The sequence below is a fragment of the Campylobacter concisus genome, from assembly GCF_002913225.1.
GTDB lineage: Bacteria > Campylobacterota > Campylobacteria > Campylobacterales > Campylobacteraceae > Campylobacter_A > Campylobacter_A concisus_J.
The window spans coordinates 1-17930 of record NZ_PPAW01000025.1; the positions used below are offsets into that span (position 1 = coordinate 1).

Consider the following 17930-nt stretch of genomic DNA (forward strand, 5'->3'; position numbering starts at 1 on the left):
AGAGCAGGAGAGCATGGTAGAGGATTTGCAGTTGTTGCTGATGAAGTTAGAAAGCTAGCTGAGAGAACTCAAAAATCTCTAGGAGAGATAGAGGCAAATACAAATGTATTAGCTCAATCAATAAATGAGATGAGTGAATCAATTAAAGAGCAAAGTGAAGGAATCAATATGATAAATCAATCAGTTGCTCAAATAGATCACCTAACAAAAGAGAATGTTGTAATTGCCAATAAAGCCAATGAAGTAACAAGCGATGTTGATAACATGGCTAAGACAATAGTAAGTGAAGTAAGAAAGAATAAATTTTAATCAAACTACTTCATCAATCCTCATAAATTCCAACCTAGCTTAAGCTGGGTTGGGGTTTTTAATATTTTTTAAATTTAATCATTTATATAGCCACTTTAAATTTTAAACTTTAAATTTAACATACAAAAAGCTTCAGATAAATTTTAAAATTTATGAACGAGCATATCACGCTTCTAAATTCAGTGGCAAGCAGTAGCGAGACCTAAATTTAGTAAGTTGCTAAGGCGAGTGAGTAAAGTTTTAAAATTTGCAAAGACAGCTTAATTAAATTTCTAAATTTGCTTTATCCAAAAGGGAGACAAGGGGACTTGAATTACGCTCTGCTTGCAGTTACGAGACGAAGTCGAAGTAAAGCCCGACGACGTTCAAGGTGCATGCGATAGTGCTAGCACACTGCATGTGTTTTAAAAGCCCTAATAAATTTTTAGATACGCTCGCTCATAAATTTTAAAATTTAATGGAAGCTGTTAAAGGTCAAATTTAAACTTCTAACTATTTATGCTTTGCTTCGTGCTCTAGTAGCCAAATTTTAGTTGGCAGACCCTCGCCGCCTGAGTAGCCGCCAAGACCGCTGTGAGAGAGCACTCTATGGCAAGGGACGATGATAGGCAGTGGGTTTTTGGCATTTGCTGAGCCTGCTGCGCGGTAAGCGTTTTTGTGGCCTGCAGCAAGTGCTAGAGCTGCGTAGGTGGTCATTTCGCCGTATGGAACTTTTTGTAAAACATCATAAATTTTAGCTCTAAATTTGGTTGTTTTTATATCAAGCCTTACGCTAAATTTTTTAAGCTCGCCATTAAAATAGGCTTCCAGTTCATCTAAACAAAGCTTTAAATTTTCATCTTTTACCGCTACTTTTTCAAATTTATCTACAAAATTTATCTCGCAAATTCCATTTTCACTAGCAACGATCTCTAAAATTCCAATGGGCGATTTTAGGTAGGCTTTTGACACATTTACTCCTTGAAATTTGAAATTTTGGGCAAATTTTACTTTAGATTGTTTTGCTTTTTGATAAAATGCAAGCAAAATCAGCGATTTTAGACTAAAAACGAGCAAAAATTACAAAGGAAATTTATGAGCTTTTTTACCGACTACGAAAAACACGTGAGTGAGCGAGAAAAAGAGGGCGTGCCACCGCTTGCGCTAAATGCCAAGCAAACAAGCGAAATTTGCGAGCTAATGAGACGTGCTGGCAACTCTAGTGGCGATGAGAAGGGGCAAAACGAGCTAAAATTTCTTATAAATTTGCTTGCAAATCGCGTAAATCCAGGTGTTGATGACGCGGCAAAGATAAAGGCAGAATTTCTTGGCGAAGTTATAGATGGGCTTAAGATAGACGGACTTGATGCGGTTTGTGCCATTAAAATTTTAGGCAAGATGCTTGGCGGATATAACGTAGAAATTTTGGTGCGAGCGCTAAAAAATAGCGATGAAACTATCGCACAAGCTGCGGCAAATGAGCTAAAAAACATTATCTTGGTGCATGAACACTTTGACGAGATTGCAAAGCTAGCAAGCAGCAATAAATTTGCAAAAGAGGTGCTTGCTTCTTGGGCAAATGCGGAGTGGTTTATGCATAAAAAGCCGCTTGATGAGTGCATAAAGGCAGTGGTTTTTAAAGTGCCTGGCGAGACAAATACTGATGATCTAAGCCCCGCAAGCGAGGCCTATACAAGGGCTGACATACCGCTTCACGCAAAGGCGATGCTCGTTAAAAAGATGCCTGAGGGGCTAGAAATCCTAAAAGAGCTAAAAAGTCGCGGCAAGAGCGTGGCGTATGTTGGCGACGTGGTCGGCACTGGCAGCAGCAGAAAGAGCGGTATAAACTCTATCCAGTGGCACCTTGGCGATGAGATAGAGGGCGTGCCAAACAAAAAAACTGGTGGCATCGTGATCGGCACAACCATAGCTCCGATATTTTTTAACACCGCCGAAGATAGCGGCGCACTGCCGATAGTTGCAAACGTAAATGAGCTAGAAATGGGCGATGAGATAGAGATTTATCCATTTAAAGGCGAAATTTATAAGCTCACAGGCAACGAAAAAAAGCTCGTGGCAAATTTTAAACTAAGCCCAAACACTCTAAGCGACGAGATAAGAGCAGGCGGCAGGATACCTTTGATGATAGGTAGGCAAGTCACCAAAAAGGCTAGAGAGGCCTTGGGGCTTGGCGAGGAGCAAATTTTCATAAAGCCAGATCAGCCAAAAGAGCAGGGCGGTGGCTATACGCTCGCTCAAAAGATGGTCGGCAAGGCTTGTGGCAAGGCTGGCGTGAGAGCTGGGGCATACGTGGAGCCTGAAATCTTGACCGTTGGCTCGCAAGACACCACTGGGCCCATGACTAGAGATGAGATAAAAGAGCTTGCTAGTCTTAGTTTTGGGGCGGATTTTGTCTTGCAAAGCTTTTGTCACACGGCTGCTTATCCAAAGCCAAGCGATCTTGAGATGCAAAAGAGCCTGCCTAAATTTATGACGCTTCGTGGTGGAGTTAGCCTAAAACCAGGTGACGGCGTCATCCACTCGTGGCTAAACCGCATGGTCTTGCCTGACACGGTGGGCACTGGCGGCGATAGTCACACGAGATTTCCTATTGGCATTAGCTTTCCAGCGGGCAGCGGACTAGTGGCGTTTGCAGCGGTGCTTGGTATGATGCCGCTAAATATGCCAGAGTCAGTTTTGATCAAATTTAAAGGTGAGCTAAAAGAGGGCGTGACGCTTCGTGATCTTGTCAATGCGATACCTTATTTTGCTATCAAAAAAGGGCTTTTAAGCGTTGAAAAGAAAAACAAAAAGAACATTTTTGCGGGCAAAATTTTAGAGATAGAAGGGTTAGAGAGCCTAAAAGTGGAGCAGGCATTTGAGCTAAGTGACGCTTCTGCTGAGCGCTCGGCGGCTGCTTGCGTGGTAAATTTAAGCGTTGATAGCGTCGCGGAGTACGTTCGATCAAACGTTGCGCTAATAGACGCGATGATAAAAGCAGGGTATGAGAGCCATGAAACGCTTGCTAGGCGAAAAGAGAAGATGCAAAAATGGCTAGAAAACCCAACTCTTTTAAGAGCTGACAAGGACGCAAAATATGCTGAAATTTTAGAGATTGATTTATCCAAGATAGATGAGCCGATTTTGGCCTGTCCAAACGACCCAGACGACGTGGCAACGCTAAGTGAAATTTTAGCTGATAACAAAAGAGCGCACAACATCGACGAGGTCTTTGTAGGTAGCTGTATGACAAATATCGGGCATTACAGGGCGCTTGCTAGAATTTTAGAGCGTGAGAGCAAGCTTACTACTAGGCTTTGGATAGCACCGCCAACAAAGATGGATAAAAAGACTCTTGAAGATGAGGGCGTTTATGAAATTTTTAAAAGGTTAAATGCTAGGACAGAGGTGCCAGGCTGCTCGCTTTGCATGGGTAATCAAGCAAGAGTGAACGATAATGCCATTGTTTTTTCGACCTCGACTAGAAATTTTGACAACAGAATGGGCATGGGCGCAAAGGTTTATCTAGGAAGTGCTGAGCTGGCCGCTGTGTGCGCGCTATTAGGGCGTTTGCCAAGCGTTAGTGAGTATAAAAAAATAGTAAAAGATAGTCTTAGTTTAAACAAAGATCAAATTTATAAATACCTAAATTTTAATGAAATAAGCGAGTTTAGTATATAAATTTGTTACAATATCGCGAAATTTTAAGGAGCTTTGATGAAAAAAGTAGCTTTTTTTCTCTTTTTTAGCAGTTTTCTTTTTGTAAATTTACACGCACTAGAGTGCAGTGACCTTGCTAAAAAAGAGATCTTTAAAACTACTCCAAACGAGCTTGCTTATGCGAATGATGAGCTATTTTATTGTGATGGCTCGCTTTTAAATTTAAAAGAGGTAAAAGAGCTTTTTGATGCGAGTGTGGCTGTTAGAAGCGAGTCTCAAAGTTGCGTTGGCGAGGGCGTTTATAGAGAAAATTTAAATAAATTTAGATGGATCTTGCTAAAGGCTTCATTTGCCCCTGAGATCTATCAAAAAGAGCTTGCAAAGCCAGAGGCTGCTGAGGCTCAAAAAGACGCTCAGATGGAGTATTTTAGATACTGGGCGAATGAGAGCTTGTTTAACTTCTTAAAATATAAAAAATTTAGCGAAGCTTATAAAAACGCTCAAACTCCGCTAGTTAAATTTTACGAGGCTTTGGGCGTTGATAGTGCAAGTGCCGCTTACTACGCAACTAGCGTGATAAATGAGTTTTTAAGCTTTAGTGTCGGCAAAAAGGTAAATAAGGCTAAGGCTCTAACTTCTGAGCAAAAGATGATGGCTCAAAAGCTAAGCCAAGATGAGCTTGCAAATTTGCTCTACTCAAAAAATTTTAGCACCGCTGAGCTTACAAATTTACTTGATATCGCACTGCTAAATGACAAAAGTAGCGACACGATAGAAGAGATCATCAGGCGCGGGGCGGATCTAAATTTAGGCGATGAGACGCCGCTCTTTTTTGCTCTTAAAAATTTAGAAAATGTAAAAATTTTGCTTAAAAATAGAGCTGATGTAAATCACAAAAATTTCTTTGGCAAAAGTGCGCTTTTTTACGCTGTGCAGTTTGAGGATGCGCCTCTTTGCGAGCTTTTGCTAAAGAGTGGGGCAAATGCAAACGAGAGCTATATCGACGAGCAGTCTAAGATGAATATGATAAATTTAGGCATGATGCAAGTAGAGGATACGTGCGGCCTAGAGCATACAAACAGAAGCGTTTTTATGCATGCAGCGGCTCACGCGACGCCAGAAATTTTAAAGCTTTTGATAGATAACGGCGCTGACATGAACGCGACTGACGATGCTGGATTTAACGCGCTTGATTATGCGATTAAAGATAAAAACGAAAAAAATATTAAATTTTTAGAAGAGCTTGGGCTAAAGCCAAATTTTAATTAGGAAGAGATATGAAAAAGACAGCTTTTGTGACAGGTGCGACATCTGGCTTTGGCGAGGCGATCGCTAGACGACTCTCAAAAGAGGGCTATAAGATAGTAGCTCTTGCAAGGCGCGAAGATAGGCTAAAAAAGCTAGCAAGTGAGCTTGGCGATACGCATATCATTGTAGCTGACATACGCGATAAAGAGACTGTTTTTGACGCAGTTGATAGCCTGCCTGATAAATTTAAGGACATAGAAGTGCTTGTAAACAACGCTGGCATGGCGCTTGGACTTGAAAAGACGATAGACGCGAAGGTGGAGGACTTTGAGACGATGATAGACACCAACGTCAAGGGTCTCATCTACTCTACAAAGGCGGTTTTGCCACTACTTTACAAGCAAGAAAAGGGCTATATCTTTAACCTAGGCTCGACAGCTGGCTCATGGCCATATCCTGGCAGCAACGTTTATGGCGCTACAAAGGCCTTTGTAAAGCAGTTTAGCTTAAATTTAAGAAACGATCTAGTTGGCACTAATATCAGGGTGACAAACATCGAGCCAGGGCTTTGTAAGACTGAATTTAGCGAGGTTAGATTTAGAGGAGATAAGGCGAAGGCTGATAGTCTTTATGAAAATACAAATTTCATCACATCTGAGGATATCGCGACGATTTTGCTTAACTGCCTAAATATGCCTGGAAGTGTCAATATAAACAGGGTCGAAGTCATGGCAAACACGCAGACTTGGGCTGGACTTGCGATAGAAAAATTTTAAGGAGTTTATGTGAGACAAATTTTATTGTTACTATTTTTTAGTGCCGTTCTTTTTGGCGTTGATCCAGAAGTCGCCAAAAGAAACGCACAAATTTACGGCGTTTTCACGCTTATACCGCCAGTTGTGGCCATAGCGCTTGCTTTTATCACAAAAGATGTTATCTTGTCGCTATTTATCGGTGTTTTTAGCGGAACGTTTCTTATAAATATCGTTAATGAAAATGTCTTTATGGGCATCATCAAAGGCTTTACTGGCATCGTCTCAAGAGTGGTTGAGTCAATGGCTGATAGCACCGATGCTGGCATCTTGCTTCAAGTGCTTTGTATAGGCGGCGTGGTCGCACTTATCACAAAGATGGGCGGCACAAAAGCGGTTGCTCTTTGGCTTAGCAAAAAGGCAAAAACTGGCGTTTCAGCTCAAATTTCAACTTGGCTTATGGGTATTTTTGTGTTTTTCGATGACTATGCAAACGCCCTAATCGTTGGTCCTATCATGAGACCAATAAGCGATAAATTTAAAATCAGCCGCGAAAAGCTAGCCTTCATCATCGACGCTACTGCAGCACCGATTGCTGGTATCGCTATCATCTCTACATGGGTCGGACTTGAGGTTTCGCTCATCGAAAAGGGCTACGAGCTAATCGGCGAGACAGGCATAAACGCTTATTCTATATTTATCGAGACCATTCCATACAGATTTTACAACCTCTTTATCTTGTTTTTCATCGTCTGCACAGCCTTGATGCAACGCGAGTATGGCCCTATGCTAGCAGCTGAAAGACGCGCTAGAAGAGGCGAGCTTCACTCAGGCAAAACTCAAATTCAAGACCTTGAAGACAAAACTCTTGAGCCAAAAGAGGGCGTAAAACTAAGCGCTTCAAATGCGATAGTGCCACTTCTTGTGCTAGTTATCGGCGCATTTACTAGCTTTTATTTTAGTGGTCTTGCTGCACTTGAGGGCGATACTCTTAAAAATGCACTTGCAAATCCACTTTCATTTTCAACATTTAAAGATACTTTTGGCGCAGCTGACTCTGCTACATCGCTATTTCAAGCAGCGCTACTTGCTAGTATGGTGGCTATCGTCATGGGTGTTTGGCGCAAAATTTTTGATGTAAAAGAGGCCATTAGCACATGGGTAAAGGGCTGGAAAACTATGATCATCACAGTTGTTATTTTGCTTCTTGCATGGAGCCTTAGCGCGGTTATCAAAGAGCTTGGCACTTCAAGATATTTGGTCGATCTACTAAGTGACTCAACGCCTAAATTTATCCTGCCAGTGGCTGTTTTCATCCTTGGCTCATTTATCAGCTTCTCAACTGGCACCAGCTATGGCACGATGGGCATTTTGATGCCTCTTGCTATCCCGCTAGCTTATGCAGTCGGCAAAAACTACGGCTTAGATGGTGACGCGATGCATGCTTATATGATCGTAAATATCTCAAGCGTTCTAACGGGCGCTATCTTTGGTGATCACTGCTCTCCGATCTCAGATACTACGATACTCTCATCAATGGGTGCAGGATGTAGCCACATTGATCACGTCTCAACACAGATGATCTATGCGCTTAGCGTTTGCGCGGTTTGTGTGCTTGTTGGCTACTTACCTGTCGCACTTGGTCTTAGCGTTTGGATCGCACTTCCTTGCGGATTTTTAGCGATCTGGGCTTTGGTTAGATTTGTAGGCAAAAAAGTCGAAGAGAAAGCGGCATAAATTTGGACTGCAAATACCTAAAAGAGTGCGGATCATGCACTCTTTTTACCCCTTATAGTGAGCAAATTTCATTTAAAACTGATCTTATTAAGCAAAATTTCTCACCATTTTATGATGGCAAATTTGATGTTTTTAGCTCAAGCCCAAAGCACTACCGCACGAGGGCTGAGTTTGGCATCTGGCACGAGGGCAGCAAGCTTAGCTATACGATGCACGCAAGCGAGAAGGGTAAAAAGGTTTTCATAGATGAGTGCCCAAAGGTTTGCGAGCAAATTTCACATCTCATGCCAAGGCTACTTGAGAGCTTGCAAGATGATGAAGTTTTGCGCACAAAGCTCTTTGGAGTGGAGTTTATCGCCTGTAAAAGTGGCACCTTAGTCACGCTTCTTTATCACAAAAAGCTTGATGGCGAGTTTGAAGCGGCGATGAAAATTTTAGCTAACAAGCTTGACGTGATGATCTTAGCTAGATCTCGCGGCCAAAAGCTGCTAAGTGGCGAGCTAAATTTAGTTGATGAGCTAAATGTTGATGGGCAAATTTATAAATTTAGCCTAAGTGAAAATGCCTTTATCCAGCCAAATAAAGCGGTAAATGAGAAGATGATAGCTTGGGCAAAAGAGTGCGTGCAAGGTGGCGCTGACCTGCTGGAACTCTACTGCGGACATGGAAATTTTACCATCCCACTTTCGTTTAAATTTAAAAACGTCCTTGCCACTGAAATTTCAAAAAGCTCGATTGCAAATGCCCTTAAAAACTGCGAGCTAAATGGGGCAGAAAATATCAAATTTTTACGCATGGACGCTGATGAGCTGATGAGCGCATTTGCTGGTGTTAGGGAATTTAATAGGCTAAAAGATATAAATTTGAGCGACTTTAATTTCTCGCACGTCCTTGTCGATCCGCCTCGCGCTGGACTTAGTGAAAGTGTCATAAATTTTATTAGAAATTTCAAAAACATCATCTACATCTCGTGCAACCCAGAGACGCTAAAAGAAAATTTAAATGAGCTTACTAAAAGCCATAAAGTGATAAAATTTGCGCTCTTTGATCAGTTTGCCAACACTCATCACATCGAGTGTGGCGTGCTACTAGAGGCAAAAGATAAATTTTAAAAGGAAAGTTGAAAATGGTTTCATTAAACAAAATAATCCAAGCAAAGATAACGATCGGTCACTTTGTAAATAAAACTCCGTTTGCGCTAAGTGCAAAACTTAGCAAAATTTTAGGCGCAAATGTCTATTTGAAAGAAGAAAATTTACAGCGAACCGGTGCTTACAAGATAAGAGGCGCTTACAATAAAATAGCTAGCCTAAGTGACGAGGAGCGAAAACGTGGCGTCGTGGCTGCAAGCGCTGGCAATCACGCTCAAGGCGTAGCGATAAGCGCAAAAGAATTTGGCGTGCATGCTTGCATCGTCATGCCAGAATCAACCCCGCTTCTAAAGGTAGCTGGCACAAAGGATCTTGGCGCTGAAGTGATCTTAAAAGGTGATAACTTTGATGAGGCGTATGAATTTGCAGTAAATTACGCCAAAGAAAAAGATATGACCTTTGTTCATCCATTTAACGATGAGTACGTCATGGCAGGGCAGGGCACTGTGGGTCTTGAGATGCTTGATGAGATAAGCGACCTTGATATGGTTATCGTGCCAGTTGGCGGCGGTGGCTTAGCTAGCGGTGTGGCAAGCTGTATAAAACAAGTAAATCCAAAAACCAAGGTCGTTTGTGTCGGTGCAAAGGGTGCTCCAGCTATGTTTAATAGCTACGGCGCTAAAAAGAGCATAAACTCAAAGTCAGTTCGCACTATAGCTGATGGCATCGCTGTGCGTGATGCGAGTGAGATAACGCTTAAAAATATCGTTGAGTGCGTGGATGAGTTCGTGCAGGTCGATGATGAGGAGATCGCAACTGCGATTTTGTTTTTGCTAGAGACGCAAAAGATCGTAGTTGAGGGAGCTGGCGCAGCTGGCGTGGCAGCACTTATGCATGATAAGATCAAATTTAAAAAAGGCGCAAAGATAGGCGTGGTTCTAAGTGGTGGAAATATCGATGTTCAAGTGCTTTCTATCATCATCGAAAAGGGTCTCATCAAGTCTCACCGCAAGATGACCTTGCAAATCACGCTTGTGGATAAGCCAGGAGCGCTCATGAGCCTAACTGATAGCCTAAAATCAGCAAATGCAAACATAGTTAAGATTGACTACGACCGCTTTTCAACAAAGCTTGACTACGGCGATGCTAGCATCACGATCACGCTTGAGACAAAGGGTCTTGAGCACCAAGAAAAGATCAAAGATACGCTTAATAAAAACGGCTTTTCTTTCACTCAACTCTTCTAAATTCAAAAGCTCGCTACCTTTTAAAGCAGCGAGCATTAACTTTCATTAAATTTACAGGACTAAAATTTCGCAAATTTATTCAAGGATGAGATATGAAAAAGAGTTTTTTAAGTCTTGCATTGTTTTGCACTTTAGCTTTTTGTGCCGATGATGAGGTGGTTGGCAAACAAAATGATCAAGTATGGATAGGAGCTATGGGTGGATGCAAGCTTTATGTATTTTCACTAAAGACGACTGACGCGCCAGTAGATAAGCTAATAGCCAAAGATGAGGCTCAAAAAGAGCTTGTGGCAAATACTAAAAATTTACCAAACAAACACAACGTAATGTTTGCAAAGTGCGATGACTACACAGCGCTCATAGATAGCGGCTATGAAGATAGCTTGGAAAATTTAAAGTATGATCTGCAAACTTTTGGAAATATAAAGCCAGAGGATTTAACCTACGTAATCATCACGCACGCTCATCCTGATCACATAGGTGGGCTAATAGATGGGGGCAAAAAGACATTTAAAAACGCCAAGCTTTTTATAGATGAAAAGGAGTGGGACTACTGGATGAAGGGCAAAGATGAGAGGACAAAAGAAATTTTATCGCTTTACAAGGATGATAAGAGCTTTTTTGACCATAAAAAGCCACTATTTGACGGGGCGCTAAAGATCATGGCTATCCCAGCTTACGGTCACACTCCAGGGCACAATATGATAAGCTTTGAGGCAGATAATGACAAGATCATCTTTATAGCTGACCTTCTTCACGTCCTAGCAGTGCAAGAGGTCGAGCCGAGCATATCTATCACTTATGATATAGATCCAGTGCAAGCTGCCAAAACGAGAGAAAAGGTGCTTGATGGATTGGAGGACGAGACTACGAAGATAGTGGGAGCTCACATGCCTTATAAGAGCCCTATCACCTTGCCAGAGTGATAAATTTCTTTTGTTTTACAATTTTAGGATAAAATGCGGGCTTTAAAGGAGAAAATATGAGCGAATACGCAAATTTGATATTAGCTATCTTGCTAGCTATTTTGGCATTTGCATTTTATAGGTCAAACAAGGCACTAAAAAAGGCAAAAGATGATAGCGAAAATGTCTCAGTCAGCACTGAAATTTCGCAGCTAAAAAGCATAGGCGAACTATCTGTTTTTCAAGTTTATAGCAAAGAGATCGTCACAAAGACAGATCATGCATTTGGAAATTTTGGCAAAGAGTATCTAAGGTGGCTGGTAAGCGAGAAGAAGCTTTCGATGATATTTGAGTTTGAGATAAATTTCATCTACGATCTAACTAGCCCAAAGCTCGATATCATGCAGATCGCAAACTCTAGCTACAAGATAAAAATGCCCCCATGTAAGTATAAATTTTCAATCGCCGATATGAAATTTTACGATGAAAAAAATGGCAAATTTATACCATTTTTGCTGCCTGACTCGCTAAATGGCTTTTTTGGTAGCACATTTACTGAAGAGGACAAAAATAGACTAATCGAAGAGGCAAGAAATGAAGTGAAAAAGATGAGCGTTCGCCTTATCTCGCAGCTTCAAAGCAAAATCCACAAATCAGCTCGCGACACGCTTGAAGCGATAGCTAAGAGCTTTGGTGCAAATAAGGTCGAGTTTGTCTTTGACGATAGTGACGAGCAGATAAATGAGCAACTAAATTTAGAAAATATCGCATAAAAATTAAACTTAAAGGAGAAAAAATGAGTGTAAATTCACAAGAGGTCACACAAACACCTGGTAACAACACAGTCTTTCAAACATGGGTCTTAAAAGGCGACAAAAAGGCATGTAAAGAGGGCTTTGCTAGACTTTGCGCTTTGGTTGTAAATTTAAATAAAACTGCCAAAGTTAGATTTGGTGCAAATGAAAACGTAAATTGCGTCCTTGGCGTGGGTCATGATGCTTGGAAGAAGCTTGAAATTTCAAAAGAATTGCCAAAAGAGCTTGTAAATTTTAAAGCTATCAAAGGCGATAAACATGAAGCCGTTAGCACAAAGGGCGATATACACATCCACATCCGCGCTCTAAATGCGGCTGACTGTTTTGACATGGCGCAAAATATCAAAGAAGTTTTGTTTAAATTTGCAGAGCTTACGGATGAGACTCAAGGCTTTAAGTATCACGACGGCAGAGCGATAATTGGCTTTGTTGATGGTACTGAAAATCCTGATGGCGAAGATAGAGACCTTTTTGCAAAAGTTGGCAAAGAGGATGCTAAATTTAAAGGCGGTAGCTATGTTTTTGTGCAAAAATACTTCCATAAAATGCAAGAGTGGAACGCCACAAGCGTGAGCGAGCAAGAAAAGGTTATAGGCCGCTCAAAAGAGTATGACATCGAGATGGACGAGAGCGTAAAACCTACAAATTCACACTCAGCCGCTGCAAATGTAGGCGACGATAAAAAGGTCGTGCGTGGCAATATGCCATTTACTGAAGGTAGCAAAACAGGCACTTACTTCATCGCTTATGCTAGCACCTTTTCAACGGTTGAACTTATGCTTAAAAAGATGTTTATCGGCGAGCCAAAAGGCAACTCAGATAGGCTGCTTGACTTTAGCACGCCAGTGACTGGGGCTCTCTTTTTTGCTCCTACGCTTGATATGCTTGGTGACTACGAGGGATAAATTTAGCTTGGGGCGAAGCAAATTTGCCCCTTTAAATTTATAAGGATAAAGATGCCAGAGTGGTTTATCTACGCAGCTCTTTCGGCTGTTTTTGCTGCACTTACCGCGATCTTTGCAAAGCTTGGCGTAAAGGACATCGATAGCGATTTTGCGACATTTATAAGAACGATCGTTGTCATTTTTATGCTTATTTTGCTTTTAAGTGTGGCTAAAAAATGGCAACCACTAAGCTCACTAAGCCCTAAAAACTGGCTCTTTCTCATACTAAGTGGCATGGCAACTGGGCTGTCTTGGCTTATGTATTTTAAAGCGATGCAAGCGGGTAAGGTCTATCAAGTGGCACTAGTTGATAAATTTAGCGTTGTGCTAGCTATTATTTTGGCTGTCATCTTTCTTGGTGAGAGGCTAAATTTAAAAGAAATTTTAGCCGTCTGTCTTATCGTATCTGGCGTGTTTTTGCTCATTTTTAAATAAAATTTTCTACATTATTCTTAAAATATATTTTTAATTTTAATTTGTAATTAATCAAAAAGCCCCTAGAATTTGAACGATTTAATTTTGAAGGGAGAAATATGAAAAAAATTATTCTATCAGCCATCGTAGCTTGTGCTGCATTTGGTGCAGGTATGAACTACACAGATGTCGTAAAGGACGTATATGCTGACGCAAACTCAGCTAAGAGCATAGGCAGGCTGCTACCAACCAACGCAGTTGAAATTTTACAAACAAGCGGCGACAGAGCGCAGATCAAAGTAAAAGGCTATCAAAACCCAGCCGTTAGCAACGTAGTTTATTTTGCTGATGGCGCGAGGATCATCTCAGTAGCATTTGCAAAAACTGCACCTTTTGATATCAAAGTGATAAAAGAGGGCAAAAATGGCAAATGGAACGAGGTAGAAACGACTGTATTTGTGCAAAAGGATGGCTTTAGCACTGACGTAAATGCGATGTTTACAAAAGCTGATAAGATGTATAAAGAGAGCTGTGGCGTTTGCCATGCGTTGCCTCAAACTACGCACTTTAATGCAAACCAGTGGCCGTCACTTCTAAAATCAATGATCGGCAGAACCGCAATAGAGAAAAAAGACGAGTGGCTAGTTATCGAATACCTACAAAAACACTCATCTGATGTAAATTTAGGCAAATAAGGAGAAAAAATGAACGAGAACAGACGAGATTTTCTAAAAAAAGGTGCAACAGCACTTGCAGCTACACCTTTGCTTTCAGGTGTAACAGCTTCAAATTTGTTTGCTGATGAGGTTAAAAAGGGCGTTGTAAAAAATGGCGAAACTCTTACAGCTGCTCACTGGGGCATGCTAAAAGTGACAACTAAAAACGGCATCGCTGTAAAGTCAGAGCCTATCCAAAAAACAAGTGAAATTTACAACCCACTTCAGCACTACACACCAGATATGATCTATAAAAGTCGTATCAAACACACAATGGTAAGAAAGAGCTACCTTGAAAATCCAGATAGCCCAAAACCAGAGCTTCGTGGCATAGACGAGTGGGTCGAGGTGCCTTATGAGGACGCGATCAAGCTAGTTGCTAAAGAGCTTAAAAAAACAAGAGCGCAAAAGGGCTTACAAAGCGTTTTTGCAGGTAGCTACGGCTGGAAGTCAAGCGGAAACGTACATAACTCAAGAATTTTACTTCATAGATTTATGAACCTTAGTGGCGGTTTTGTTGGCTCATTAGGGGATTATTCAACAGGTGCTAGCCAGATCATCATGCCTCACGTTGTAGGTAGCATCGAGGTTTATGAGCAGCAAACTAGCTGGCCAGTCGTGCTAGAAAACTCAAAAGTCGTAGTCATCTGGGGTGCAAACCCACTTGCGACACTTCGCATAGCTTGGACAGCGACTGATGAGCAGGGCTTTAAATACTTTGAAGAGCTAAAAAATAAAAAAGATATCAAAGTGATCGTGATCGATCCTATCAAGTCTGAAACAGCACAATACTTTGACAAAGCTCAGTGGATCGCTCCAGTGCCAAACACCGACACAGCGATGATGCTAGGCATGATGCACTACCTATATGAAAGTGGCAAATACGATAAAGAATTTATCGAAAACTACACTTATGGCTTTGATAAATTCCTCCCATATCTACTTGGCAAGACAGACAATACGCCTAAAAATTTAGAGTGGGCGAGCAAAATTTGTGGCATCGACAAAGATACTTTAAAAGAGTTAGCTGATACATTTGTAAACAACCGCACAATGCTAATGAGTGGCTGGGGCATGCAGCGCGCTCATCACGGCGAGCAACCACACTGGGCGATGGTGACACTAGCAGCTATGATCGGTCAGATCGGACTTCCTGGCGGGGGATTTGGCTTAAGCTACCACTACTCAAACGGCGGCGCACCAACATGCAAAGGTGCAGTCATCGGCGGCGTAAATAGCGCAAGTGTTGGTAAATTTAACGAAAAAGGCGAGTTTATCGGCACAGATACGGGTGAGTTTGACAAACGCGGTCGCTTCGTCGCAAAAGCAGCCGCAGTAGCAGGCACAGGTCAAAGCTGGCTACAAAAAGCAACCGACTATGCCTTCCCAGTAGCTCGTATCGCTGATGCGTTGCTTCACCCTGGCAAAGTGATAGATCATGACGGTAAAAAGATCACCTACCCAGACATCGACTTTATCTACTGGGTCGGCGGCAACCCACTTGTGCATCACCAAGATACTAATACAAATTTAAAAGCGTGGAGAAAGCCAAGAACCGTTGTCGTTCATGAAGCCTACTGGACACCAACAGCAAAGATGGCTGATATCGTCTTTCCAGTCACCACAGAGTATGAGAGAAATGACATTACGATGACAGGTGACTACTCAAATATGAACATCGTACCAATGAAACAAGTCGTTGAAAAATACCGCGAGGCAAAAGATGACTATCAAATTTTCACTGATCTTTGCAAGGCTTATGCTAAAAATTTAGTCGTTGCCTACACAGATAACGGCAAAGACGAGTTTGACTGGATCAAAGAGTACTATGACGCAGCCTACGCTCAAGTAAAAGCGATCCCTGAGCTTGCAAGCGACATGAAGCCATTTGAAGAGTTTTGGAATGAAAACAAACCAGTCACATTTGCCTCATCTCAAGATAGTGATAATTGGGTAAGGCTTGGTGAGTTTAGAGAAGATCCTGTGCTAAACGCTCTTGGAACGCCTAGCGGTCTTATCGAAATTTACTCAGATACGATCGAGAAAATGGGCTATGACGACTGCAAAGCACACCCAACTTGGTTTGAGCCGATCGAGTGGCTAGGCATGAAAGATAAACCTGCAAAATACCACATGATAAGCTCTCACCCAACTGACCGCTTGCACTCACAGCTAAGCCAAACTTCACTTCGTGAGAAGTATGCTATCGCTAACCGCGAACCAGTGTGGATAAACGAAAATGACGCAAAAGAGCTTGGCGTAAAAACAGGCGATTTGGTGTGTGTATTTAACGCTCGTGGCGAGGTGCTAGCGGGTGCTTATGTGACTAAAAATATCAAAGAGGGCGTTGTAAAATTAGCTGAGGGTGCTTGGTATGACGGCTTTGATAGTGGCATCTGCAAAAACGGCTCTGCAAACGTGCTAACCATAGATATCCCAACAAGTAAGCTAGCAAACGGCAACATCAGCCACACAGCTCTTGTAAATATCAGAAAATATCAAGGCGATGAAGCACCAAAACTTACAGCTTTTACTGAGCCAAAATTTTCTAAATAATCTCAAAGCAGGGGAGCGATCTCCTGCTTAAATTTATCTTTGCTTATAAAATATTTTTAACTACTTTTTCAAATTTATCTATTCATTTTCATAAAATTTAGAGAAAATTTAAATATTTTTTATTAATTAATATTATTTATTTGTAATTAAAATTTTCTTAAATCACCTAAAATAGGCTATTTGTTAAGTAAAGTAAATTTATTGTTGCTTAAATGTAATTTATATTTTCAAGTTATATTTAATTATTAAAGTAATAAAATCCGCCTTGTTTTTAGGAGAAACAGCCTATATATCGTATCTTGTAATGCAAAGGAATGAAAAATGAATAATCTAAGTATAAAAATAAAGATCCTACTAATTGTAATTTTAAGTCTTATTTGTTTAAGCGCAACAAGTATTTACATTTTAAATGGTGTTTTTAAGACTAGAAGCCAAGCTGTATCAAGTCTTAATACAGCTGAAGATATCATAAAACAAAGCGAATTTATCCATGAACTTCAAAAGGAGCGCGGTTATAGTGCAGGCTTTATAGCTAATGGCAAAGATGCTGATAAAAATTTAAAAGAGCAAAGAGCTAAAGTTGATGGCGTTTTGTCTAAACTTTCTAACAAAGATGAACTTTCAAGCGAGCTTAATAGCATAAGAGCCAAAGTAGATAACAAAGAAAGTTTTGCTCTTATAGCTCCTAAATTTCACGATATGATTGAAAATACACTTATATTTGAAAATTCTCTAGCAAGTAGCTCTGAGCCTGACATGAAAGATAATTTAGCTAGAATTTTTAGTATCTCAAAGATCAAAGAGTATTTTGGTATCACAAGGGCGGTGCTAAATGCTGCCTTTATAAAACATAATATCGATAAAAATACATACGTAAATTTGGTTTCATTTAATTCAAATATCAAAAATCTCATAAATGACTACGTGAAATTTAACGCAGGCACATACGCAGATAGCTTGCAAAAAGAGATCTTGCAAAGTGATGAGTTTAAAAAGATAGATGATATCATCAAAAGTGCTATCGCTACTCCAGATGAGACAGCTGGCAAGATCGAAGCGGCTAGTTGGTTTCAAAGCATCACAAATTTGATCGATAGCTTTAGAAACTATGAACTTTATTTGTTAAATGATATGAAAGATAAAGCTTTACAAGATATGAGCGAAGCTGGAAACTTAGCTGTTTCTATGGTTATTTTACTTGCCTGTTTTATACTATTGCTTGTTTTGGTTTCATTTTTTGTTGGTAAAAATATCATTTCAGGCATCGATAGCGTAAAGGGCGGGCTAAGCGAGTTTTTCTTATATCTAAACAACAAGACAAATTCTGCCAAACTTCTAAGCTTAAAAGGCAAAGATGAAATTTGCATCATGTCTTCTCTTATAAACGAAAACATCCAAAAGATCCAAACATCTAAAGAAAAAGAGAACACCTTCATCCAAAAAGCCAACACCTTTGTAAATGAGATAAAAGATGGCAACTATGAAGCAAGCTTAGAAGCTGATACAAACAACCCAGCTCTAAATCAACTAAAAAGCACATTTAAAGATCTACAACTT

The 17930-nt window shown here is 40.8% G+C and carries 15 protein-coding genes; 14 read left to right on the plus strand and 1 reads right to left on the minus strand.

Annotated elements, in window-relative coordinates; genetic code table 11:
- The coding region (locus CYP26_RS05870; protein WP_258031428.1) for a methyl-accepting chemotaxis protein at positions 1-309 on the plus strand (309 nt) is incomplete at its 5' end.
- A gap of 492 nt (positions 310-801) precedes the next feature.
- Here CYP26_RS05870 and CYP26_RS05875 read toward each other — a convergent pair.
- Positions 802-1260: a methylated-DNA--[protein]-cysteine S-methyltransferase gene (locus tag CYP26_RS05875; RefSeq protein WP_103630739.1), complete on the minus strand. Its 459-nt coding sequence runs from the start codon at positions 1258-1260 to the stop codon at positions 802-804.
- A 123-nt stretch (positions 1261-1383) separates the two neighbouring features.
- On the opposite strand from CYP26_RS05875, the gene CYP26_RS05880 reads away from it, so the two are divergent.
- The 13 genes from CYP26_RS05880 to CYP26_RS05940 all read left to right on the plus strand — a co-directional run.
- Positions 1384-3969, plus strand: coding sequence for a bifunctional aconitate hydratase 2/2-methylisocitrate dehydratase (locus CYP26_RS05880; protein WP_103630740.1), 2586 nt, complete (start codon positions 1384-1386; stop codon positions 3967-3969).
- Between the two features lie 36 nt (positions 3970-4005).
- Positions 4006-5217 carry an ankyrin repeat domain-containing protein gene (locus tag CYP26_RS05885; protein WP_103630741.1) on the plus strand — a complete coding sequence of 404 codons (1212 nt, stop codon included), beginning with the start codon at positions 4006-4008 and terminating at the stop codon, positions 5215-5217.
- Between the two features lie 8 nt (positions 5218-5225).
- Positions 5226-5972: an SDR family NAD(P)-dependent oxidoreductase gene (locus tag CYP26_RS05890; protein ID WP_103630742.1), complete on the plus strand. Its 747-nt coding sequence runs from the start codon at positions 5226-5228 to the stop codon at positions 5970-5972.
- A gap of 9 nt (positions 5973-5981) precedes the next feature.
- Positions 5982-7685 (plus strand): Na+/H+ antiporter NhaC family protein, encoded by a 1704-nt coding sequence (locus CYP26_RS05895; protein ID WP_103630743.1) that lies wholly within the window; start codon positions 5982-5984, stop codon positions 7683-7685.
- Positions 7686-7687: 2 nt separating this feature from the next.
- Positions 7688-8797 (plus strand): tRNA (uridine(54)-C5)-methyltransferase TrmA, encoded by a 1110-nt coding sequence (gene trmA / locus CYP26_RS05900; protein WP_103630744.1) that lies wholly within the window; start codon positions 7688-7690, stop codon positions 8795-8797.
- Between the two features lie 14 nt (positions 8798-8811).
- Positions 8812-10023: a threonine ammonia-lyase gene (gene ilvA / locus CYP26_RS05905; RefSeq protein ID WP_103630745.1), complete on the plus strand. Its 1212-nt coding sequence runs from the start codon at positions 8812-8814 to the stop codon at positions 10021-10023.
- 92 nt (positions 10024-10115) lie between these two features.
- Entirely contained in the window at positions 10116-10949 is an 834-nt protein-coding gene (locus CYP26_RS05910; protein WP_103630746.1) for an MBL fold metallo-hydrolase, read from the plus strand.
- A gap of 56 nt (positions 10950-11005) precedes the next feature.
- Positions 11006-11701 (plus strand): DUF4230 domain-containing protein, encoded by a 696-nt coding sequence (locus tag CYP26_RS05915; RefSeq protein WP_103630747.1) that lies wholly within the window; start codon positions 11006-11008, stop codon positions 11699-11701.
- A 23-nt stretch (positions 11702-11724) separates the two neighbouring features.
- The gene (locus CYP26_RS05920) at positions 11725-12648 is read left to right on the plus strand and encodes a Dyp-type peroxidase (protein ID WP_103630748.1); all 924 of its coding nucleotides are present in this window, start codon (positions 11725-11727) and stop codon (positions 12646-12648) included.
- A gap of 51 nt (positions 12649-12699) precedes the next feature.
- A complete protein-coding gene (locus CYP26_RS05925; protein ID WP_103630749.1) occupies positions 12700-13122 on the plus strand; it encodes an EamA family transporter in 423 nt (140 codons plus the stop codon).
- Between the two features lie 98 nt (positions 13123-13220).
- Positions 13221-13796 (plus strand): cytochrome C, encoded by a 576-nt coding sequence (locus CYP26_RS05930; protein WP_103630750.1) that lies wholly within the window; start codon positions 13221-13223, stop codon positions 13794-13796.
- A gap of 9 nt (positions 13797-13805) precedes the next feature.
- Positions 13806-16373, plus strand: coding sequence for a molybdopterin-dependent oxidoreductase (locus tag CYP26_RS05935; protein WP_103630751.1), 2568 nt, complete (start codon positions 13806-13808; stop codon positions 16371-16373).
- A gap of 321 nt (positions 16374-16694) precedes the next feature.
- The coding region (locus tag CYP26_RS05940) for a nitrate- and nitrite sensing domain-containing protein (RefSeq protein WP_181000866.1) at positions 16695-17930 on the plus strand (1236 nt) is incomplete at its 3' end.